General features: G+C 44.8%; 16 protein-coding genes. 11 read left to right on the forward strand and 5 right to left on the reverse strand.

What is annotated here, in order from left to right; translation table 11 throughout:
- The first annotated feature begins 75 nt into the window (after positions 1-75).
- The gene (locus AB4375_RS15270; RefSeq protein ID WP_017060954.1) at positions 76-729 is read left to right on the forward strand and encodes an MBL fold metallo-hydrolase; all 654 of its coding nucleotides are present in this window, start codon (positions 76-78) and stop codon (positions 727-729) included.
- A 111-nt stretch (positions 730-840) separates the two neighbouring features.
- Here AB4375_RS15270 and AB4375_RS15275 read toward each other — a convergent pair whose 3' ends face one another.
- Positions 841-1,641: a DUF2982 domain-containing protein gene (locus AB4375_RS15275; protein ID WP_017060955.1), complete on the reverse strand. Its 801-nt coding sequence runs from the start codon at positions 1,639-1,641 to the stop codon at positions 841-843.
- 220 nt (positions 1,642-1,861) lie between these two features.
- Between AB4375_RS15275 and AB4375_RS15280 the strand changes: the two genes are divergently transcribed.
- From AB4375_RS15280 to AB4375_RS15320, 9 genes are all read left to right on the forward strand, one after another.
- Positions 1,862-2,254, forward strand: coding sequence for a hypothetical protein (locus tag AB4375_RS15280; protein WP_017060956.1), 393 nt, complete (start codon positions 1,862-1,864; stop codon positions 2,252-2,254).
- A gap of 553 nt (positions 2,255-2,807) precedes the next feature.
- Positions 2,808-3,902: a TRAP transporter substrate-binding protein gene (locus AB4375_RS15285; RefSeq protein WP_017060957.1), complete on the forward strand. Its 1,095-nt coding sequence runs from the start codon at positions 2,808-2,810 to the stop codon at positions 3,900-3,902.
- Positions 3,903-4,099: 197 nt separating this feature from the next.
- Entirely contained in the window at positions 4,100-4,645 is a 546-nt protein-coding gene (locus AB4375_RS15290) for a TRAP transporter small permease subunit (RefSeq protein ID WP_372051923.1), read from the forward strand.
- A 9-nt stretch (positions 4,646-4,654) separates the two neighbouring features.
- Positions 4,655-5,938, forward strand: coding sequence for a TRAP transporter large permease subunit (locus tag AB4375_RS15295; protein WP_029235146.1), 1,284 nt, complete (start codon positions 4,655-4,657; stop codon positions 5,936-5,938).
- Positions 5,939-6,042: 104 nt separating this feature from the next.
- On the forward strand, positions 6,043-7,398 hold the full coding sequence (locus tag AB4375_RS15300; RefSeq protein ID WP_019821218.1) for a cache domain-containing protein: 1,356 nt from the start codon (positions 6,043-6,045) through the stop codon (positions 7,396-7,398).
- Complete coding sequence (locus AB4375_RS15305; protein ID WP_017060961.1) at positions 7,391-8,029, forward strand: response regulator transcription factor; 639 nt, start codon at positions 7,391-7,393, stop codon at positions 8,027-8,029. The genes AB4375_RS15300 and AB4375_RS15305 overlap by 8 nt, the downstream gene beginning before the upstream one ends.
- A gap of 149 nt (positions 8,030-8,178) precedes the next feature.
- A complete protein-coding gene (locus tag AB4375_RS15310) occupies positions 8,179-9,777 on the forward strand; it encodes a BCCT family transporter (RefSeq protein ID WP_372051926.1) in 1,599 nt (532 codons plus the stop codon).
- A gap of 271 nt (positions 9,778-10,048) precedes the next feature.
- Positions 10,049-11,620 carry a BCCT family transporter gene (locus tag AB4375_RS15315; protein ID WP_017060963.1) on the forward strand — a complete coding sequence of 524 codons (1,572 nt, stop codon included), beginning with the start codon at positions 10,049-10,051 and terminating at the stop codon, positions 11,618-11,620.
- 266 nt (positions 11,621-11,886) lie between these two features.
- Positions 11,887-13,770 carry a methyl-accepting chemotaxis protein gene (locus AB4375_RS15320; RefSeq protein WP_017070254.1) on the forward strand — a complete coding sequence of 628 codons (1,884 nt, stop codon included), beginning with the start codon at positions 11,887-11,889 and terminating at the stop codon, positions 13,768-13,770.
- Positions 13,771-13,841: 71 nt separating this feature from the next.
- On the opposite strand, the gene azu is transcribed toward AB4375_RS15320, so the two are convergent.
- The 4 genes from azu to trxB form a co-directional block, all read right to left on the reverse strand.
- Positions 13,842-14,294 carry an azurin gene (gene azu, locus AB4375_RS15325; RefSeq protein WP_017063577.1) on the reverse strand — a complete coding sequence of 151 codons (453 nt, stop codon included), beginning with the start codon at positions 14,292-14,294 and terminating at the stop codon, positions 13,842-13,844.
- 275 nt (positions 14,295-14,569) lie between these two features.
- Positions 14,570-16,291 (reverse strand): heme ABC transporter ATP-binding protein/permease CydC, encoded by a 1,722-nt coding sequence (cydC, locus tag AB4375_RS15330; protein ID WP_372051927.1) that lies wholly within the window; start codon positions 16,289-16,291, stop codon positions 14,570-14,572.
- Positions 16,284-18,068 carry a heme ABC transporter permease/ATP-binding protein CydD gene (gene cydD / locus AB4375_RS15335; RefSeq protein WP_372051928.1) on the reverse strand — a complete coding sequence of 595 codons (1,785 nt, stop codon included), beginning with the start codon at positions 18,066-18,068 and terminating at the stop codon, positions 16,284-16,286. The genes cydC and cydD overlap by 8 nt, the downstream gene beginning before the upstream one ends.
- A 161-nt stretch (positions 18,069-18,229) precedes the next feature.
- On the reverse strand, positions 18,230-19,189 hold the full coding sequence (trxB, locus tag AB4375_RS15340) for a thioredoxin-disulfide reductase (RefSeq protein WP_008223323.1): 960 nt from the start codon (positions 19,187-19,189) through the stop codon (positions 18,230-18,232).
- 529 nt (positions 19,190-19,718) lie between these two features.
- On the opposite strand from trxB, the gene AB4375_RS15345 reads away from it, so the two are divergent.
- On the forward strand, positions 19,719-21,386 hold the full coding sequence (locus AB4375_RS15345) for a GGDEF domain-containing protein (RefSeq protein WP_372051930.1): 1,668 nt from the start codon (positions 19,719-19,721) through the stop codon (positions 21,384-21,386).
- The last annotated feature ends 283 nt before the right edge of the window (positions 21,387-21,669 follow it).

Genomic DNA, 21,669 nt, shown 5'->3' on the forward strand with positions numbered 1-21,669 from the left:
GTTATTGTTGGGTTTGTTGCCAATAACATAGCGATATTCGAGTTGTTCACCAGATTCGCTCTTTAAGGTTTGTATATGTCTCTTAAGTATCAAGTTGTACCTGTTACCTCTTTTTCTCAGAACTGCTCGATTGTGTGGTGTGATGAAACCATGGAAGGCATCGTTGTCGATCCGGGCGGTGATGTTCAACAACTCGCGGCTATCATTGAAGAACTCGGTGTTAAGGTTGTGAACTTGGTACTGACGCACGGTCACTTAGATCATGTTGGCGGTACGGTACCACTTGCTGAGATCTTGAAGGTTGAAATTGTGGGCCCGCATAAGGCAGACAACTTCTGGCTACAAGGTCTAGAGAATCAAAGTCAGATGTTTGGTTTCCCACTGTGTAAAGCTTTTGAACCAAACACTTGGTTAGAAGAGGGCGACAAAGTCACTTTTGGTAATCAAGTGATTGATGTGATTCACACGCCGGGCCACACGCCAGGTCACGTTGTACTGTTCAGTGAGCAAGCTCGTTTAGCGTTTGTGGGTGATGTGTTGTTTAACGGCGCAATTGGCCGTACTGACTTCCCACAAGGTGACTTCAATACGCTTATCGCTTCAATCAAGACTAAGCTTTGGCCACTAGGCAGTGACGTAACATTCGTTCCGGGCCATGGTCCTGAATCGACATTCGGTCGCGAGCGTGCATCAAACCCGTTCGTCGCAGATGAAATGCCTCTGTACTAATTAAATCTTTGATTTTCCAACCGATTATTTGTGTCGATTGATTGAAAATGAAGCTTAGCTTTTGTCCTGAAAGCTAAGCTTTTTTATTGTGTGTGAACTTACTGGTAAACCTTAATCAGAAAGACGTTCAGCGGCAGCCAAGTAGCGTCGAGCCAGCCCCACAAACTCTTCTCCACTCATATTCAAATCATGGGTTGATATGAAAATGTCATAACCGTGGAAGCCCCTTTGATATTTCATTCTGTTGGCAAGCATCGCCTGCAATCCAGAATAGTTTTTAATCACCGCGTTTGGACTGTTTGTCTCATTCGGTGAATCAAGGTTGTCCTGTGATTGGTTATCGTTGAAATTTACGTTGTCGGTATTCTGCGACTCTTTGTATTGGCTTAGTTCGACACAGCCACTTTCAGTACAACGCGCATGGTAATGCGATGAGTCGAGAACCATATCCTCAAAGTTGGACTCTTTGCCTGCTTGTTTGGCTCCTAAGTACAAAAGTGCTCGTTGGCTGAGCAATAATTCACAAGTTATTTTAGGGCAAATCGAATCGAGGTAGGGCGAGTAATCTTTTACTTTAATTCCGACCCAGGGCAGAGGTTGATGCCAACCATCTTGTTCATAAGTGCAAAGACCAATTTTTTGGATGTTACTCCATTTTAAAACCCAACCCCCTTTGTAAAAGTGCTGCTGAAAATGAGTCGGGGTAAGTGTGAACATCACTCGGCTGCGCAGCATCAAATAGTAGCCAGTTCCCAGAAGCGCAATACTGCAAAAAGCACCCACGATCAGTAACTTTGGATTGTCACTGTAGAGCGAAACGATCAAGCAAATGAAGCCTAAAATAATGGCGAGGATACGGTACGAGCGAGTGAATGAAGGCAAAGAGAAATTACTAAGGTGACGAGTGTCCATAGGTAACACCAAGTTTTCATATTTTTGTCTGGATGGATAACCAGTGTATATGACCCTGAATTGATAAGTCGATGTTTAAATAATAGACGCTAGTAGACAATATCGGTATTTTTCGTCGACTTTCGATGCTTCACTCTACAAATAGCTCCTGTTTTTTGGTATAAATCGCGCTTCAAATTTTCACCACTGCGAAAAGAGCAGTGAACTGGAGAAATATTCAATGAGACTTGCTCATAAGCGTAAGGTGCAGGCTAAACTGCAGAAACGCACTAAAGCGGCTGTAGTTAAAGCAGTGGCAACGCCGAAAAAAGCGAAGCCTGTCGCAGAGAAAGTTGTAGCAGAAAAAACTGTAGCAGCAAAACCAGCGGTAGAGAAAGCAGTAGCAGCAACTAAAGAAGTTGCAGTAGCACTGACTCCTAAGCAACAACAAGTTCTAGACATCGTTGTTAGCAATGCTGAAGGCATTAACCCTAAAGGTATCGGCCTAGAAGCTGGTCAAGAAGACGCGAAAGCAGCTTCATGGGCAACAGGCGCATTGAAAAAACTTCTTGAAGAAAACCTAGTAGCGAAAGAGCAGCTAGCAGGTAACAAGGTTATCTACAAAGCTATCTAATCCTGTGGGATTACATTCGCTTCGTTAAGTTTTTAAGCCTCGATTTTCGAGGCTTTTTTGTATCTGGCACATTATGCCAAGTCCGAGCCCAAATCCAAGCCTAAACCTAGGCTCTATAATCTCAATTCCAATTCGATATACGGCTTAACTGATTAGTGTTGTCTCGTGTCAGAGCTTCGAATCAGCAAGCACTAAATTAGGGCGTTAGCTAGGTAGATCAAGAGAGCAAAGCCTTGATTTTTTTCCCTAAAATACAGCAATGAATAGAGCTTCATCACGAAATGGCAATCAATTGTTAAGAGTATTTAATTATTAATACTTAGGTATTTATCAATACGCATTGCCTTGGTGAATATCCAAACTCCTTTGAAATCGACACTATTCAATCATCTCCTACGTAGTTCTACTTAATCCTTTGGTCTAATACGTAACTTTGTTAACGCCATGCGTGCGTGCTCTCCCTGATATCTTGTTGCCTCATCACGGTGCACTCTTATGTTGAATCATAAAAAATGCTCATAGAAAGAGTGTTAACCCAACAAAGGACGTGAACATGAGTCTCATTTCTAACTCCCTCACACGAGTTTTTAAAAACGTTGCAGTAACTGCTGCGGCTTGTTTAGCTTTGGTCGCTACTGGTGCTACAGCCGCTGATAAGGTTTACCGTTTAAAACTTGCGGAAACTTGGGGACCAAACTTCCCAGTTTTCGGTGATGCAACCAAAAACATGGCGGCGATGGCTGAGAAGATGTCGAATGGTCGACTGCAAATCAGAATCGATTCAGCAAACAAACACAAAGCACCTCTTGGTGTTTTTGACATGGTTAAGTCTGGTCAATACGACATGGGTCACTCAGGCTCTTACTACTGGAAAGGTAAAGTTCCAAACACTCTTTACTTCACTTCTATGCCTTTCGGTATGACGCCAGCAGAACAATACGCGTGGTTCTATCACGGTGGTGGTATGGAGTTAATGGAGCAGGTTTACTCTCCACATAACTTGATGTCTTTCCCTGGTGGTAACACGGATATCCAGATGGGGGGTTGGTTTCAAAAAGAGATCAACAGCGTTGAAGATCTACAAGGTCTGAAAATGCGAATCCCGGGCTTTGCAGGCGAGATTCTTGCTGAGCTAGGTGCTAAACCGACGAACATTGCCCCAGGTGAACTTTACACGTCTCTAGAGCGTCGCACGATTGATGCACTAGAGTGGGTAGGTCCATCGCTGGATTTACGAATGGGCTTCCACAAAATCGCGCCTTACTACTACACAGGTTGGCACGAGCCGGGTTCAGAGCTTCAATTCCTAGTGAACAAGCGTACATGGAACAAGCTGCCTGAAGACCTACAAGAAATCTTACGTGTTGCAATGCGTACTGCGGCTTACGACATGTACACACAAGCAACGCACGAAAGTGGTAAGAACTGGGTTTCAATGAAGACAGAATACCCAGATGTACAAGTGAAAGATTTCCCACCAGAGGTTATGTCTGCTCTGAAAGAAGCGAACGATCGCCTACTGGCTGCACATGCTGAGAAAGATGAGCTAGCAAAAGAGATTCAAGCTTCACAAGCAAGCTACCTAGAGCAAGTACGTTCATGGACGGATATTTCACATAGAGCTTATCTAAATAGCCAAGCGAAATAATCGACAGTTGTTGAACTGAATCTAAATGAACCCGAAGCTTTTCTTATTGAGTATTTAAGAGTGAATAAGCCGAGGGTTCATTTAAAACATAATAACTAAGCAGGATAAATCCTGTATTACGCTCAAGAACCTTTTCTACGTCCTACAGCTCGTTACCTCAGCTGCGCGATGTCTTTTCAAATTCCATGGAGTCGGGAATGCGAAGTCTAATTTATATTGAACGCCTGTTTAATCGTATCGGTGACGCACTGGGATGGCTTTCCAGTATGTTGTTTATTCTACTTATCGCCAACGTTGTGTATGACGTTGTCATGAGATATGCCTTCAACGATGTCTCTATCGCTTTCCAAGAGATGGAGTGGCACCTCTTCTCAGCCGTTTTCCTATTAGGTGTTCCTTATGCCATCAAGGCTGGTGGTCATGTGCGAGTGGATGTGTTCTACGAGCAACTGAGCTTCAAGGCACAAGCGATTATTGACCTGCTTGGCACGCTTATCTTTCTACTTCCGTTTTGCCTGCTGGTGGCTTGGTTTGGTATCGATGTTGCCAAAGAGAGTTATGAACTGGGTGAAACCTCAGGCGATCCCGGTGGCCTGCCGTATCGCTGGATCATCAAAGCTATGATCCCGCTGTCATTCTTTTTGATGGCACTCAGTGGCGTAGGTTTGATCCTGCATTCACTGAATAAGATTTTTAATCCGCATCTTATCCATGCAAACAATATTCATAAAAAAAACAAGTAGAGGCTGAACATGATTGGAATAGTAATGTTTTTCGTAGCCTTGTTTGCGCTTTTACTTGGCTTCCCAGTGGCGTTTACCTTTGGTGGTATCGCGTTAATCTTTGGTGTTTGGGCTGAGGGCATCGAAATGTTTGCCTTCATGCCATATCGAATTCAATCCATTATGGAAAACACGGTTCTGATGGCCGTTCCATTGTTTGTTTTTATGGGGCTCGTTCTACAAAAGACCAAGCTTGCTGAGCAGTTGCTTGAGTCTATGGGGCGACTGTTTGGCGGCGTTCGTGGTGGTATCGCGATTTCAACCGTATTAGTAGGTTCACTACTTGCGGCTTCTACTGGCGTGGTTGGTGCTTCTGTTGTTGCTATGGGACTTATCTCCCTACCTGTAATGCTCAAGTACAATTACGACAAAGGCTTAGCCTGCGGCACTATTTGTGCGTCTGGTACGCTAGGGCAGATCATTCCACCCTCCATCGTATTGATTCTATTGGGTGATGTTCTAGGTGTTCCTGTAGGCGACTTGTTCCAAGCGGCGATTTGGCCGGGCGTGATGCTGGTCGGCGCGTACATCGTTTATATCTTGATATACGCAAAGCTACACCCTGAAGCGGCTCAACCTATTGAACGTGATGACTCCATCAGCCGTAAGCAGGAAGTGTTTAATGCACTGAAAGCGATTCTTCCGCCTCTAGCGTTAATCATTGTTGTGCTGGGCTCTATCTTCGCAGGTGTTGCTACGCCAACAGAGTCAGCCGCATTAGGTGGCGCGGGTGCGATGATACTTGCACTGCTTTACGGTCAATTTAGTTGGTCGATGGTGTACGAGGCGTCGAAAGAGACGGTGAAAGTAACGGCGATGGTATTTGCTATCTTGTTGGGTGCAACGGCATTCTCAATGGCGTTTACCTACACTGGTGGCGACTATCTGGTTGAAGAGTGGATGCTACAACTGCCAGGTGAAAAATGGGGCTTCCTGATCATTACCATGCTGGTGATTCTGATTCTGGGTTTCTTCATCGACTTCGTAGAGATCTGTTTCATCATCGTGCCGATCATTGCGCCAGTTGCTGAACTGATGGGCATCAACATGACATGGTTCGCTATCCTTATTGCGATGAACCTACAAACTTCCTTCTTAACGCCGCCATTTGGTTTTAGTTTGTTCTATTTAAAAGGCGTAGCACCGAAAGGCGTGACGACTAAGGACATCTACCGAGGTGTGATGCCGTTCATTCTGATTCAAATCCTCGTACTTGGATCACTTCTCGCTTTCCCATCTTTCTATGGAATGTGAGTGAAGCCAAGAATGTGAATGATATGTTTCAACGGCTATCTATAAATTGCTAAAGTAAAACGGCTTATTGATGTTCAGTAAGCCGTTTTTTGTGAGGGAAAGGAATGCCTCTAAAAGCCAAGCTGATTTTGCTGACGTTGCTCCCGTTGCTGCTGGTAACGGCGAGTATTAGTTGGATCTCGCTGCACCAGACTAAGACGTTAGGCGCTAAAGAAGTCGAGATCTTTAGAGACAGCCTAATCAAGTCGCGTGAAAACGCCCTCAAAGACACGGTTGATCTCGCGTTCGACGCCATAGAACACGTCTATAACGATCCAAATATCCAAGAAGCCCAAGCCAAAAAAAAAGTTCGAACCATATTGTCTAAACTTAGATATGGCTCTGATGGGTACTTCTTCGCATACGATCGCCACGGGACCAACTTGGTTCATCCAATTCAGCCAGAATTGATAGGCCAAAACCTACTCCAACTGCAAGATGAAGATGGCGATTTTCTGATAGAGGCTCTGTTAAGAGAAGCGCAAACCGGAGGCGGGTTTCACCAGTATTTGTGGCAAAAACCGTCGACGGGTGAGGTGGTGTCTAAGCTGAGCTACGCCGCTTGGTTAGAGCGTTGGGACTGGATGATTGGCACCGGCTTGTATATTGAAGACGTACACCAAGAAGTGGCTTCGATGCAGGCTGCGATAAATAAGAATATTGAAACCACGTTCTTTTCGATTGTGGTGATTTTGAGCGTAACGGTCGCGGTCATCATCGTGCTGACCTTGGCTATTAACATGCATGAACATCGGATTGCTGATAACAACTTAAAGGAGCTGGCGCATAAGACGGTGATGTTCCAAGAAGACGAGAAGAAGCATCTAGCGCGTGAGTTGCATGATGGTATTAACCAATTATTAGTGTCGAGTCGTTGCCATTTGGAACTGCTCGGTAATAAGCTACAAAATGAAGACCTTAAAGCACATTTGAATAAGTCGCAGCATTCACTGATGCGAGCAATCGAAGAAGTGAGGCACATCTCGCATCAACTTCGTCCAAGTTCGTTGGATGATATTGGTTTAGAGGCGGCATTGTCTTCATTGTTGTTAGATTTTCAGGCGCATTCGGGTATTGAAGTAGAAACCTTGTTTAGCACTCAACAGGGTAAGTTGAAATCTGAGGCTGCGACAACCTTGTATCGAGTGGTGCAAGAGTCGCTGAATAATATCGAGAAACACGCGCAAGCGACCAAAGTAACGGTTATCGCTCAGCAAATTGGTAATGTGTTGCAACTACTGATTCAAGATAACGGTGTCGGTTTCAACACCTATAAAGCGATGGAAAAACGAGGGATCGGGCTGCGTAACATGAGAGAGCGAGTGGAGTTCATCGGTGGTGACTTTGAATTGATGAGTGAGATTGGCCTCGGAACGGAAATTACAGTGTTACTGACACTAGAGGGATTAATGAATGAGTGAAGTTATTCGAGTTGTGATTGCTGACGATCACCAAGTGGTACTGGATGGCTTTATGGCGAGATTGGAACTCGAGCCAGATATTAGCGTGATAGGTACCGCCAGCAATGGACTAGAAGCGGTAGAGGTGGTTAAGTCTCTGCGCCCTGATGTGGTGTTGATGGATATCAGCATGCCTATCATGAATGGCATTGATGCCACCCATCTGATTAAAGAAGAAGACCCAGAAGCCAAGGTCCTGATGCTGACCATGCATAACAACCGTGAATACATCATGAAGGTGATGCAGTCGGGTGCTGTCGGTTACATGTTGAAAGAGATTTCGGCTGAAAAAATGGTACAGGCAATCAAAACGGTCAATCAAGGATCGACCTATTTCTGTGAAAAAGTCACGCAGAATTTGTTTACTCAGCCGATTACTCCCACGCCATCTGTCAAGAATCCATTGAGCAGACGTGAAGAGGCTGTGCTGAAATTAGTCGCAAAAGGGGAGAGCAGTAAAGAGGTCGCAAAGGCGCTGAATATCAGCTATCGAACGGTAGAAACCCATAGGCAAAATATTAAGCATAAGCTCGATATTCACTCTACGGCAGAGCTTGCTAAATATGCGGTCAGCTCCGGGCTTGTGGACTGATCTTACGCTAAATAACGTTAAATGTGTAATTTACGCCTCCTTTATGGAGGTTTTTTTAGTATTTTTGCGACAGGTTGATATTCTTCTTTTCGAAATTTAAGCGCCGAATGCAATGTTGCAAACTGTGCGCTGCAAATTAGAGAGGAAGCATGGAGCCTGTAAAAGATAGGTATAGTATTGAAAATACCGATTATACAGTAGGACAAGATAACGTTCAGAAATGGGGTTTTGATGTTCATAACCCAGTATTTGGAATCAGTGCAGGGGCGATCATTATCTTCCTGTTGGCACTTCTAGTCGCAGACCCTGAAACCGCAAAAGCGGCGCTTGATGGAATCAAATGGAAAGTCATTGGTAACTTCGATGGTTTCTTCATGTGGGCAGCAAACATCTTCGTAATTTTCTGTTTTGCCCTCATTGTCTCCCCGTATGGCAAGATACGTATTGGTGGCAATGATGCCAAAGCAGAGCACTCAAACCTATCTTGGATGTCGATGTTATTCGCCGCAGGAATGGGTATTGGCTTAATGTTCTGGGGTGTTGCTGAGCCAGTAGCTTATTTCACTGGCTGGTATGAAACACCACTAGGTGTTGAAGCTTACTCTCCTGAAGCGGCGAAGTTGGCTCTTGGTGCAACCATCTACAACTGGGGTCTGCACGGTTGGGCGATTTACGCGGTTGTTGCTCTAGCGCTTGCCTTCTTCACCTTCAATAAAGGTTTACCTCTATCAATCCGCTCTATTTTCTACCCTATCTTGGGTGATAGAACTTGGGGTTGGTTTGGTTATATTGTTGATATCGTCGCTGTGCTTGCAACGCTATTTGGCCTTGCAACTTCATTGGGCTTAGGTGCTCAACAAGCGACCAGTGGTATTAACCATGTATTTGGTACCGATGGCGGTATTGGCATGCAGCTGATTGTTATCGCAGTGGTTACTTTCTTAGCGACAATGTCCGTGGTTCGTGGCATCAACGGTGGTGTAAAGCTTCTGAGTAATGTGAACATGCTGGTTGCTTTGGGCTTACTTATCTTCGTTACCATCGCTGGTGGCATGGCGGGTATTAAAGCAATCCCAACCGCGCTAATGGGCTACATTGAAAACTTCATTCCCTTAAGCAATCCTCACGGTCGTGATGACGAAACGTGGATGCAAGGTTGGACGGTATTCTACTGGGCGTGGTGGATGTCTTGGTCACCATTCGTAGGCATGTTCATCGCTCGTATCTCTAAAGGTCGAACGATTCGTGAATTCATCGTTGCTGTATTGTTCATCCCAACGACAGTAATCATCATCTGGATGGCTATTTTCGGTGGCATCGCGATTGATCAAGTGGCGAACAAGGTGGGCGAGATTGGTGTGAATGGTCTGCAAGATATTACATTTTCTCTTTTCCATACTTACGATGCTCTGCCAATGAGCTCTGTGCTTTCAGTGGTATCGATTGGTTTGATTATGGTGTTCTTTATCACCTCTTCTGATTCAGGCTCATTGGTTATCGATAGCATTACCTCTGGCGGTAAAGTGGATGCACCGGTTCCACAACGTGTATTTTGGGCGTTGATGGGCGGCGCGATTGCAGCGGTTCTACTATGGGTTGGTGGTACGGAATCTATTCAAGCACTGCAAGCTGGAACGGTATCGATGGCGCTACCATTTGCCTTCATATTATTGCTTATGTGCCTAAGCTTATTGCTAGGTTTACGAACTGAAAATCAATTGGTTAAGCACCAAAATGCTTTGAGTTAAAAGTATTTTTGATAAAAAGGTCGACAGGGTCGACCTTTTTTTCGTCATAAACTTGAGTGATTACGTGAATATTGTTTGAAATTCCATCGAACCGATTCTAGTTTACTGAAAACAACAAGTTAACCTGCTAAACTTCAGACGTCCAAGTATTTGAATTATTGTGACAACAGCTTGTACTACTTGGATCGTAGGTTCGAGTTTGTAATTAAGTCGCAGGTAAGTAAGGAATACCAGGTCAATAGACCCTAATAGAATTCCGTAGAGAGGGATAATGACTAAAGGTATAGATAAATACAGTATCGACAGTACGGATTACACTGTCGGTCAAGATAACGTCCAAAAATGGGGTTTTGATGTTCATAACCCAGTATTTGGTATTAGTGCGGGACTTATCGCTTTGTTCCTGATCGGTGTTCTTATTACAGATACCGCTTCAGCAAAGGCTGCGCTAGATGGCGTTAAAGGCCAGATTATCAATTCGTTTGATTGGCTTTTCATCTGGTCGGGTAATATTTTCGTAATTTTCTGCTTAGGTTTGATTGTTTCTCCGTACGGCAAAATCCGCCTTGGTGGTGTTGATGCGACGGCAGATTACTCATTCTTCTCTTGGCTATCGATGCTGTTTGCCGCAGGTATGGGTATCGGCTTGATGTTCTGGAGTGTGGCAGAGCCAGCGGCTTACTTCACGGGTTGGTTTGAAACTCCGTTAGGTGTTGAACCAAACACACCAGAAGCTGCAAAACTGGCATTGGGCGCAACCATGTATCACTGGGGTCTACACCCTTGGGCGATTTATGGCGTAGTAGCACTGTCACTTGCGTTTTTCTCTTACAACAAGGGATTGCCTCTTTCTATCCGTTCTATCTTTTACCCAATTTTAGGTGATAGAGCTTGGGGCTGGGCAGGTCACATTGTTGATATTCTTGCTGTACTTGCAACGCTATTTGGTCTGGCGACATCGTTAGGTCTTGGTGCACAACAAGCGGCAAGTGGTATTCAGCATGTATTCGGCATTGAAGCGGGCTTAGGTCTGCAAGTTATTGTGATTACAGCGGTGACTTTATTGGCGGTAGTATCAGTACTTCGTGGTATTGATGGTGGCGTTAAAGTTATCAGTAACATCAACATGTTGGTGGCTTTCCTACTGCTTATCTTAGTGGCTCTAATCGGCTACGCGGTGACTTTAGGTTCTATCCCAACGACATTGATGGCATACATTGAAAACATCATTCCGTTGAGTAACCCTCACGGTCGTGAAGATGAAACGTGGATGCACGGTTGGACTGTATTCTACTGGGCTTGGTGGATCTCATGGTCTCCATTCGTAGGTATGTTTATCGCACGTGTTTCTAAAGGTCGTACCGTTCGTGAGTTCATCACAGCAGTACTGATTGTACCGACTACAGTGACTATCATTTGGATGTCAGTATTCGGTGGCATGGCGATTGACCAAATCGTGAATAACGTTGGTATTCTTGGTCAAGACGGCCTAACAGATGTATCACTAGCAATGTTCCAAATGTTTGATGCACTGCCGTTCGGGACTCTGCTTTCAATCATTGCGGTTGTATTGGTTCTAGTATTCTTCATTACATCGTCTGACTCAGGCTCTCTAGTAATCGACAGCATCACCGCGGGTGGTAAAGTTGATACGCCTGTGCCTCAACGTGTGTTCTGGGCGTTCCTTGAAGGTGCGATTGCTGTGGCTCTATTGTGGGTTGGTGGTACTGAAGCAGTACAAGCTCTACAAGCGGGTGCAATCTCGACGGCATTACCATTTACCATCATTCTATTACTGATGTGTGTGAGCTTGCTAATGGGTATGCGTACAGAAAAACGCTAGGCTTTGTAAGCTGAAATCTACTGCCTTTTTTGTTTCTTCTTTACCGTGTTTTCTTGTCTCTTTTTAACATGTGAAGTGCGATAAAAATACTAATAACCGTAGAGATAATGCCGCCTTAAATTTGGCGATAAGCCAAGGATTTGACATTACTTAAGCTTATGGTTTGCTTAAAATTATATTACGTTATTAAATTATAAAATCGCTCGAATTTAATACTGATATTGGGTAGTATGCGCGAGATTTCCCACTACTCGTGAAACTTTGACATGAAACTAACACTTAAGCAGAAGTTAATAGGTGCTAGCCTATCTGCTGTTGTCGTTATGGCAACAGCGTTAACTTGGTTATCAGCAAACCAATTATTTGAACAGACTCGTAATGGCGTATACCTACGAGCTGAAAGCGTATCTGAAGCAGCATCTGAAGGTATTAAAAACTGGATTGATATCCGTACTGATATCGCATCAGCATTTAATGACTTTTCACGAGAGGATGATGTTGTTCCTTTCCTTAGACAAGCTCGTGTAGCGGGTGGCTTTGACGATATCTTTTTAGGTACTCCAGAAGGTGGAATGTACCGTTCACATCCTGAACGTAATCGTGCAGATTACGATCCTCGTCAACGTCCTTGGTACCAAGAAGCAAACGCTGCAGGTAAGCAAATCATTACTACGGCTTACCAAGATGCAATCACCAAAGCACTTCTAGTAACGATCGCAGAACCTGTTCGCCACAACGGCCAACTTGTTGGTGTTGTTGGTGCAGACGTACTGATCGACCAGTTGGTTAACGATGTAATCAGCCTTGATGTTGGTGACAACGCTTACGCAATGCTAATTGATGCCTCTGACGGCACATTCCTAGCACACCCAGATTCAGCACTAAGCTTGAAGCCGGTAAGCCAGCTTTCAAACGATATCTCTATGCCTATCATCGAAAACGCAGTGCGTACGGGTAGCATCGAGATCATCAAAGAGCGCGGCGCAGACAAGCTGCTTTACTTCACGAAGGTGCCTAACACTAACTGGATCTTCGCGGTTCAGATGGACAAAGCAACAGAAGAAGCGAACCACTCAACGCTACTTACTCAGCTGATCATCACTGCTGTCGTTATTACGCTCATCGTAATCGTACTCGTGTCTTGGTTAGTAAGCTTCCTATTCCGCGACCTAAACCGCGTTTCAGCAGCACTTGAAGAAATTGCTTCAGGTGAGGGCGATCTTACTCAACGCCTTGAGCCTAAGAGCGACGACGAAATTGGTCAGCTTGCAGCAAACTTCAACCGCTTTGTGGGTAACATGCACACCATGGTGATCAAGCTAAGCGAAGTATCTGCTGCGCTAGGCAACCAAGCACGTCAAACGGCTTCTCAAGCTGAAGAACGTAGTGCTCGTATCCAAATGCAACAAGACGAGATCAACATGGTAGCAACAGCCGTTAACGAAATGGCTGCAGCAACACAAGAGATCGCAGGTAACGCAGACCACACTGCACAGAACTCATCTGAAGCGGTTGGCGCGTGTGAGCACGGTACTGGTCAAGTGACACAGACTCAAAGCTCTATCCAAAACCTTGCTCAAGAAGTTCAAATCGCAACTAACGTGATTCTCGAGCTTGAAGAGCACGGCAACAGCATCAACGCTATCTTGTCTAACATTCAAGGTATTGCAGAACAAACGAACCTACTTGCACTTAACGCCGCTATTGAAGCAGCACGTGCCGGTGAGCAAGGTCGTGGTTTCGCAGTAGTAGCGGATGAAGTTCGAGTTCTGAGCCAACGTACACACGGTTCAACGCAAGAAATTCAACAAACGATTGAGTTGCTGCAAGGTACAACAGGCAAAGCGGTTAACATCATGAACGATAGCCGTACACTTGCTGAAACCAGTGTTGATGACGCGAACTCAGCAGCTGCAAGCCTAACGCAAATCCATGCTGCTGTTGAACGCATCAGTGACATGGCAACACAGATTGCTTCTGCTGCAGAAGAGCAAGCGTCAGTAACGTCTGAGATTACTCGTAACACTGAAGGAATCCGTGACGTATCTAACGAGCTAGCAGACGAAGCACACCAAGCTGCAGAGCAAGCCGCTCAACTTTCTGAACTGTCTCACGAGCTAGAAAGCGAAATCAGCCGCTTCAAGCTGTAATCGAAGCCAATATAACAAAGCCCCGACTTAGGTTGGGGCTTTGATGTATCTGTACCATCTAGACTAACGAGTTATTTAAACTCAAACTTGCCCTTCATGATTGCCCAGTGGCCCGGGAATGAACATAGGAAAGAGTAGTCGCCACCGGCTGTCATTTTCTCTGTGCTGAAAGTGATTGAGGTTGACTCGCCACCACCGATAACACGAGTGAAGGCGTAAACGCGGCTGTCGTCAGGTTTTACGTAGTTATTGTCGATACCTGCCGACATACCATCGATGCCTACTGCTTGTAGCGACGCAGTGTCTGTTATAACGACGTTGTGACCCATTGATTGGGCTGGCATAGAACCAGTATGGTTTAGCGTCAGCTTCACTTCTTTACAGCTCGCTGGAACGCTTAATGTGTCAGTTGAAAATTTCATTTGATCACTAGCATCAATCGATACTTCACATTCCGAGCTCGCTTGAGCGGTAAAGCTAGCACCTACAAGCGCTATCGTTGTTGCGATTAATCGTAAAGACATACACTGTTCTCCATTATTTTAGGGGGAGGTTATTCCATGAGGTTGATTGATACGTATTATCCTAGAAAGATGATCATAGTAATGTGCTACGACTTGAATTGTGTGCAACTCGTTGCTTTGTAAATGGTAAGTTTTTGTAGGAAAGGGCAAAACTAATCAGCGCATGAACAACCGTTTAGGGGGGGGATGGTTGCTCGAGACTAGAATCGCAGACAACAAAAAGCCCGAGCATAAACTCGGGCCTTGAATAGTTTTCTTTATAGCTTAAGGGGAAGCTAGATTGCCTGACGAAGTTGGAAATAACGTCCTTCTTCGTTTAACAGCTTCTCGTGAGAGCCGTTTTCAACAATCTCGCCTTGTTCAATCAGAACGATAGAATCCATCGATTCCAGACCAATCAAACGGTGTGTAATGAAGATAACCGTCTTGCCTTCGAAGTGCTTCTCGAACAGCGTCATGATGCTTTGCTCTGTTTGCTTATCTAAGCCTTCTGTTGGCTCATCAAGAAGCAGGATAGGGGCATCATGAAGAATCGCGCGTGCGATACCAATACGGCGCTTCTCACCACCAGACAGTTGACGACCACCGTCACCCAACCAGCTATCAAGCGCGTTATTCTCCAGCAGCTTTTCTAGACCAACATCTTTTAGGATATTCGCTAAGTGATCATCGGTCGCTTCTGGTCTTGCAATCAACAAGTTGTCACGCAAAGTACCATTTAGAATGTCGACACGTTGGCTTACCACACTGATTGATTCACGAAGCTGTGACTCGTTCCATTGTGTCAGCTCAATCCCCGCGATAGAGATATAACCCTTTTTCGGGTCCCAGTAGCGAGTTAGAAGCTGAATCAGTGTCGATTTACCAGAACCCGTTTGACCCACAATCGCAACCTTGTTGGTAGCAGGGATGGTTAGGTCGACAGCGTTCAGAACACTGCGCTCAGAGTCAGGGTAGTTGAACGTCACGTTTGAGAACGTAATATCAAGTGGCTTGTTGATGTCGAGCTTCTCTTCAGCAAACTGAACTTCAGGCTCTGACAGAATCACTTCGTTCAAGCGACGAGCTGAAGACAGAGTTTGACCTAAATGCTGGAATGCACCTGCAATTGGCATTAATAGCTCGAAGCTTGCCATGGTTGCGAATGCCATTAGCGCGATGAACGGGTCTGGTGCATTACCACCCACGCCGTCAGCCGCAAGCCAAAGCATAAGAACCAGCGTCAAACCGTTGAACAGCATTAGCGCTGCTGAAGCCATACCGGTTAGGTTAGCGTTCACAAACTGATTCGCCATCAGCTTGCGTTGCGTTTCTAGAATCGCATTACGGTAACGCTCCTCAGCACCGAACAGAGTTAGCTCGCTGTAGCCTTCAATCCAATCAAGCGTCGTTACACGAAGATCCGCTTTGTTTTGTGTCAGCTCACCACCGTTACGTTTACCCAGCTTGTAGAACAAGATTGGCCAAACCAACAGCATGATAAGAAGGATAGAACCTAAGATTAAACCTAGTGAGCTATCAAACCACATCAAGAACAGAGTCAGGAAGAAGATCCCAAACACACCCACCGTCACTGGGCTTACTAAGCGCAAGTAAACGTGGTCCATTGCATCGACATCAGCAACCAAACGGTTCAGTAGGTCAGCATCACGAAGGTTTGAAATACGACCTGGGATCAGCGGAGCCAGCTTCTTAAAGAAGAAGATACGCAGATCAGTCAGTAGTTTGAATGTCGCATTGTGGCTCACAACACGCTCACCCCAACGACCCGCTGTTCGGCTCATTGCTAAACCACGTACACCACCACCTGGTAGCATGTAGTTGAAGGTTTCACGTGCAATCGTAAGGCCAGCAACCGCAGAAGCTGAAATAAACCAGCCTGATAGCGTTAACAAGCCGATAGAAGCCGATAGAGTAGCAAAAGCCAATAGCATGCCTAGCGATAGGCCAAACCAATGCTTTTTATAGAGTTTCAGGTAAGGCAGTAAATCACGCATCTAAATTACCCTTATTATCTTGTTGAGCTAAGTTCGCGTTAAGCATCTCTTCGAATAAACCACCCGCAGTCGAAAGCTGAGAGTAATGACCTTGTTCAACCAGACCACCATCGCGCATAACCAGAATGTTATCGACCGATTGAAGCGGGGCAAGTTGGTGCGTCACAAGTAGGGCAGTGCGGCTTTCGATGTTGCTATTGATGCCTTTCATTACCAACTGTTCGCTACGAGTATCTAGGCTGGCAGTGGGTTCATCGAGCAACCAGAACTGACCGTCTTGAATCATTGCGCGAGCTAGAGCCAAACGCTGAGACTGACCCACAGACAGACCGCCAGAGCGATCAGAAATCATGTAATCCAAGCCGTGCTCATTTACGAATTCGTTAGCAAAAGACTGCTCAAGTGCATTCTCGACAACTTGGTCAGTGATATCGTGCTTACCTAGAGTGACGTTGTCACGAATTGTGCCGTGCAGTAGCAACGGGTTTTGACCAACCCAGCTAATGGTTTTACGCCAAGAGGCTAAGTCTAGGTCACGCAGTTCAATGCCATTGATTTTCAAGCTTCCTTCATAAGGCATGAAACCAAGAATAGCGTTGATCAAACTTGTTTTACCTGCACCACTTGGGCCAACTAACGCAGTCGATTGGCGAGTATTCAGTGCGAACGAGATAGGGCCAACCAGTTGAACACCTTCAGGGCTCAACACTTTCAGATCTTGAGCTTCAATATTGATGCCTTGAGCTGGGTCTAGTTGAGTGTCACCTGATTTAACCTTAGTGATGTCGGTTTCTAGGAACTCAACAATACTCTCGGCAGCACCCACCGCTTGTTGCTTCGCGTGGTAGAACGTACCTAAGTCGCGCAGAGGTTGGTAAAACTCAGGAGCCAAGATAAGGATAAACAAACCAGCGAATAGAGTAATGCCAACGCCGTAGTGACCGAAGTTAAGCTCGCCGATGTAAGTGAAACCGAAGTAAACCGCCGTCATCGCAATCGAGATAGATGTGAAGAACTCAAGCACAGCAGAAGACAAGAAAGCGATCTTCAATACATCCATAGTGCGCGTTCTGAACACCTCTGATGCACCTTTCAATACTTCGGTTTCAGCGCTAGTGCGGTCAAAAAGACGAATGGTTGTCATGGATTGTAAACGGTCGTAAAAGTGACCTGAAAGACGCTGGAGCGCTTTGAAGTTTTTACGGTTTGCATCGGCCGCTTTCATACCAACCAATGCCATGAACATCGGCACCAGTGGCGCAGTCAGCAAGAAGATAAGGCCAGCCGCCCAGTTGACTGGGAATACCACGACCAAAATAATGAACGGAATCATTACCGATAAAGACATCTGAGGTAAGTAACGAGAGAAGAAGTCTTGCATGTCTTCTACTTGCTCTAACAACAGCGTTGCCCACCCACCGGCAGGCTTGCCTTTGATATAAGCAGGGCCCAACTCACGTAACTTATCAAGGATGAGTTGCCTGATGTAGACACGGATCTGTTCACCACAGCGATAACCTGCGATCTCACGTCCCCATGTACAGCCAGCACGGCCAACGACCGATAATGCCAAGCCTGCGAAATGACCAACTAGTTCAGATTTATCGACATTTTCGATGATCAGCTGGTGAAGAATAGAGGCGAGAAGCGCTGCTTGAGCAATTAAGAACACGCTTGAAAGTACGCCAAGGCTAATCGCAATCATAAGCCAGCGTTTCGCTAACTTACTCTGTTGCTTAAGCCACTTGTTCAAGCTGCGTTGTTTTTTCTTATCCATTATGAAGGCTTAATGATAATTATTATTTGTTGAGGGCGGCTAGTATACAAAAGAAAGCCCAGTGGATATACCACTGGGCTCTAGGGATTTACAACAAAATGTGATGACGCCCTGCATCTACTGAGGCGAGAGCACCGATAATCAAATCTGCAATCTCAGATTTACTTATCGTTAAGGCCATCTAGGAAGCGTTCAGCATCCAGTGCAGCCATACAACCTGTACCAGCAGAAGTGATCGCTTGGCGGTAGTTGTGGTCCATAACATCGCCTGCCGCGAACACGCCTGGGATGCTGGTTTGTGTCGCGTTACCTTCCAGACCAGACTGAACGATGATGTAGTCATCCTTCATATCTACTTGGCCTTTGAAGATTTCAGTGTTCGGCTGGTGACCGATAGCGATGAACGCGCCCATTACGTCGATGTCTTCTGTCTTGTCAGACTGAGTATCTTTAATACGAACGCCAGTTACGCCCATATCGTCGCCAAGAACTTCGTCTAGCGTGCGGTCTGTGTGAAGAACAATGTTGCCATTCTCTACTTTGTCCATTAAACGCTTAACAAGAATCTTTTCAGCGCGGAACGTGTCACGACGGTGAATCAGGTGAACTTCAGACGCGATGTTAGATAGGTAAAGTGCTTCTTCAACCGCTGTGTTACCACCACCAACAACTGCAACTTTTTGGTTGCGGTAGAAGAAACCATCACACGTAGCACAAGCAGAAACGCCGCGGCCTTTGAATGCTTCTTCAGACTCTAAACCTAGGTACTTAGCTGATGCACCTGTTGAGATGATCAATGCATCACACGTGTACTCGCCAGAATCGCCTTTAAGACGGAAAGGGCGGTTAGAAAGGTCTACTTCGTTAATGTGGTCGAACAGGATCTCTGTTTCAAAGCGCTCTGCGTGCTCTTTCATGCGATCCATTAGAGCTGGACCCGTTAAACCTTCAGCATCACCCGGCCAGTTTTCCACTTCTGTCGTGGTTGTAAGCTGACCACCTTGCTGCATACCCGTAACAAGTACTGGGTTTAGGTTTGCACGAGCAGCGTAAACTGCAGCTGTATAGCCAGCAGGGCCAGAACCAAGAATCAATAAATTACAGTGCTTTACGTCGCTCATGAGGACTCCGAAATTGAATTTGTTTTAATTTATAATCGCTTAGGATTGTATGGAAAATATGGAGGCAATAAAAGGTTAAACAAGGGCAGAAGTGTAATTAATCGTTATACGTTAGAACATAACCGAACTAAATGATGGTCTTGTAATCCTGTGTCTTAGATCAATAGCGATAAGTCAAGGAAAGTGCTCTTGCAAACAGCTATGCATATTGCTCACTTTTAGGGCCTTCTTGATCATGGTGTTTCTATAGCAGTATTTACTTTTTTGCGTATACATTGATGAGTAGAAAAACAAGAGAACCTGAATCCTATGTTTTATTTTAAAAAGTTTGCGTTAAAAGACGCTGCAAGAATTCATCAAAATTAGCGTGCAGATAAGCGACCACAAGACGCACTTTTAGTATGAACGGCATGATTACAAACAGGTGTAATGTTGGTTAATACTTGAACTGTTGAGTGCTTCTCAGTTGTTATTTTTTTGTGTGTGTTATTATTGATATTTATATATTGCGCGGAATCATTTGAACTCTATGCAGATTCTAATCCTTTTTATCAATGTGTTTATTGTGTGCCTGAATTCGGTTTTTGCTTCTCCGCTGCAGGTCAGCGGGGAACAATCTGTGTTAGCTAATAAAGCTGTAAGATGGTATGAAATGCCTTTGTTATCTGATCCAGTCGATTTTCCCATATTAAAAAAACACATTGAATCCTCTCCAAGGATTGAAACGATATTTGGTGGTGAAGGGGCGTTTGGGTTGAGAGTTGATTTGGCCAACTCCGATATCAAGTCGTCACAACAAATAGTTACACTCCATGCAAACTATTTGGATCAAGGTTGGGGTTACTGGCAATCAACAAATGGTCAAGTAAGGCGAATACTTGATTTTGGCCAATTAAGTAACAAGAGTATCTTGCATCTGCATAGGCAAAGCTTCCCGTTAATATTGAATGCGGAGGAATCTGGAACACTTTGGCTCTACTTGGAAGCAAAGAAATTTCCAAAGGCAGTTAACTTCACTCTTCAACCTGAATATCCATTTTATATTCACGTTTTCCGCAACAATACGCTCACATTAGCTTCTATTACTGTCATGCTAACGTTGGGAGTTTTCGCTCTTTTTTGTTACTTTCAAACTAAACATCCAGTCACACTGGCTTGTGCTGGTTATGTTGGGCTACATGGCCTGGGATGGTTCGCCGCTTCAGGCGCTTGGGGGTACTTATTACCAAGCCAAAGCTGGAACCCAGTTTATTTTGGAATGGTATTGTTTCCGTTTGCGGTTGCTTTTTCTTGCTATTACACAAGATTATTGTTTGGATTTCCGCAGCATTTTATTCGTATTAATCTTACCTTTCAGGCCTTTAGTTGGCTGTGTGTCATTATCGGGTTTATTAATGTCTTTGCCCCGTTTTCGTTGACTTTTGTTATGTCCCATTTAATTGCGGCAATCTGGGTGCCGACAATGATAGTGACTGGCGTATTGATGGTTTATCAACGAAACTTTGTCGCTAAATATTATTTGATCGGTGGTCTTTGTTATGGCACGGCTTTGGTATATTACATTTTTGCGCATTTTGCACCATTGCCGACTCAGAGATCGACAGAAGTCATCGTTGTTGTTGCATTAGCAATAGATTGTACCTGCATTTTATTGTCACTGACTGAATGGTTGCGGATTCAACAACATCAACATCAGAAAACCTATATCCAGTCGAGGGTGGATAGTTTAACGGGGCTTGGAAACCGGCTGGATTTTAATGATGCGAGTAAACAATTAGTACATCATTCCTATTGTATCGTCTTCATCGATTGTGATGGCCTTAAATCGATTAATGATACTTATGGTCATGATGAAGGGGATCGCTTTTTAGAATACACCAGCCGCATGATGCGAGAAAAATTTACAGACCTTGGAATGGTTTATCGAGCTGGTGGCGACGAATTTATCTGGTTGTTGAAAGTGGATAAAGAGAAACAAGTTGAGGCTCTCTATTCTCAGATTGAGCTTAGAGTGACTCAGGTGGAAGAGCAAATTCGCAGTGCTGATTGGCCTCAGTCTGGCCTCAGTTTTGGAAGCGCATCTAGTTTTGAATGTGTCAATTTTTCTGAGTGTTTGAGCTTAGCTGACCAGCGAATGTACCAGCAGAAGCGCTCGAAGAACGGTTTTAAAAATCAGTCCAGTGAAATTGAGTGTTAGCTAAATTCCCTATTTTCTAAGTGAATCGTTTTAAGTCTAGTTAACTTATTTTCGTTTTGACTTTTGGTGTAAATGTCACCAAAGGTGGCTCTTTTAGCAACCAACCTTTCAAGCTTGCTTACCCTCTCATCTGTTTTGTGTAGAACATTCCCAATCTTTATAGTCGCCTATTTTTAACGAATTCTAAGTTAGGACATAAAGGCAGACCATCATATTCCAAATAAACGCATCATTTATAATTGTAGGTTTTATTAGAAAGCACTCTATTTGAGGGCGGCCGAGT

It is taken from the genome of Vibrio sp. 10N.261.51.C6, assembly GCF_041471785.1.
GTDB lineage: Bacteria > Pseudomonadota > Gammaproteobacteria > Enterobacterales > Vibrionaceae > Vibrio > Vibrio crassostreae_C.

Coding starts and splice junctions, on each gene's coding strand:
- AB4375_RS15270 (WP_017060954.1), top strand. CDS start 76: ATGTCTCTTAAGTATCAAGTTGTACCTGTTACCTCTTTTTCTCAGAAC.
- AB4375_RS15275 (WP_017060955.1), bottom strand. CDS start 1,641: ATGGACACTCGTCACCTTAGTAATTTCTCTTTGCCTTCATTCACTCGC.
- AB4375_RS15280 (WP_017060956.1), top strand. CDS start 1,862: ATGAGACTTGCTCATAAGCGTAAGGTGCAGGCTAAACTGCAGAAACGC.
- AB4375_RS15285 (WP_017060957.1), top strand. CDS start 2,808: ATGAGTCTCATTTCTAACTCCCTCACACGAGTTTTTAAAAACGTTGCA.
- AB4375_RS15290 (WP_372051923.1), top strand. CDS start 4,100: ATGCGAAGTCTAATTTATATTGAACGCCTGTTTAATCGTATCGGTGAC.
- AB4375_RS15295 (WP_029235146.1), top strand. CDS start 4,655: ATGATTGGAATAGTAATGTTTTTCGTAGCCTTGTTTGCGCTTTTACTT.
- AB4375_RS15300 (WP_019821218.1), top strand. CDS start 6,043: ATGCCTCTAAAAGCCAAGCTGATTTTGCTGACGTTGCTCCCGTTGCTG.
- AB4375_RS15305 (WP_017060961.1), top strand. CDS start 7,391: ATGAGTGAAGTTATTCGAGTTGTGATTGCTGACGATCACCAAGTGGTA.
- AB4375_RS15310 (WP_372051926.1), top strand. CDS start 8,179: ATGGAGCCTGTAAAAGATAGGTATAGTATTGAAAATACCGATTATACA.
- AB4375_RS15315 (WP_017060963.1), top strand. CDS start 10,049: ATGACTAAAGGTATAGATAAATACAGTATCGACAGTACGGATTACACT.
- AB4375_RS15320 (WP_017070254.1), top strand. CDS start 11,887: ATGAAACTAACACTTAAGCAGAAGTTAATAGGTGCTAGCCTATCTGCT.
- azu (WP_017063577.1), bottom strand. CDS start 14,294: ATGTCTTTACGATTAATCGCAACAACGATAGCGCTTGTAGGTGCTAGC.
- cydC (WP_372051927.1), bottom strand. CDS start 16,291: ATGCGTGATTTACTGCCTTACCTGAAACTCTATAAAAAGCATTGGTTT.
- cydD (WP_372051928.1), bottom strand. CDS start 18,068: ATGGATAAGAAAAAACAACGCAGCTTGAACAAGTGGCTTAAGCAACAG.
- trxB (WP_008223323.1), bottom strand. CDS start 19,189: ATGAGCGACGTAAAGCACTGTAATTTATTGATTCTTGGTTCTGGCCCT.
- AB4375_RS15345 (WP_372051930.1), top strand. CDS start 19,719: ATGCAGATTCTAATCCTTTTTATCAATGTGTTTATTGTGTGCCTGAAT.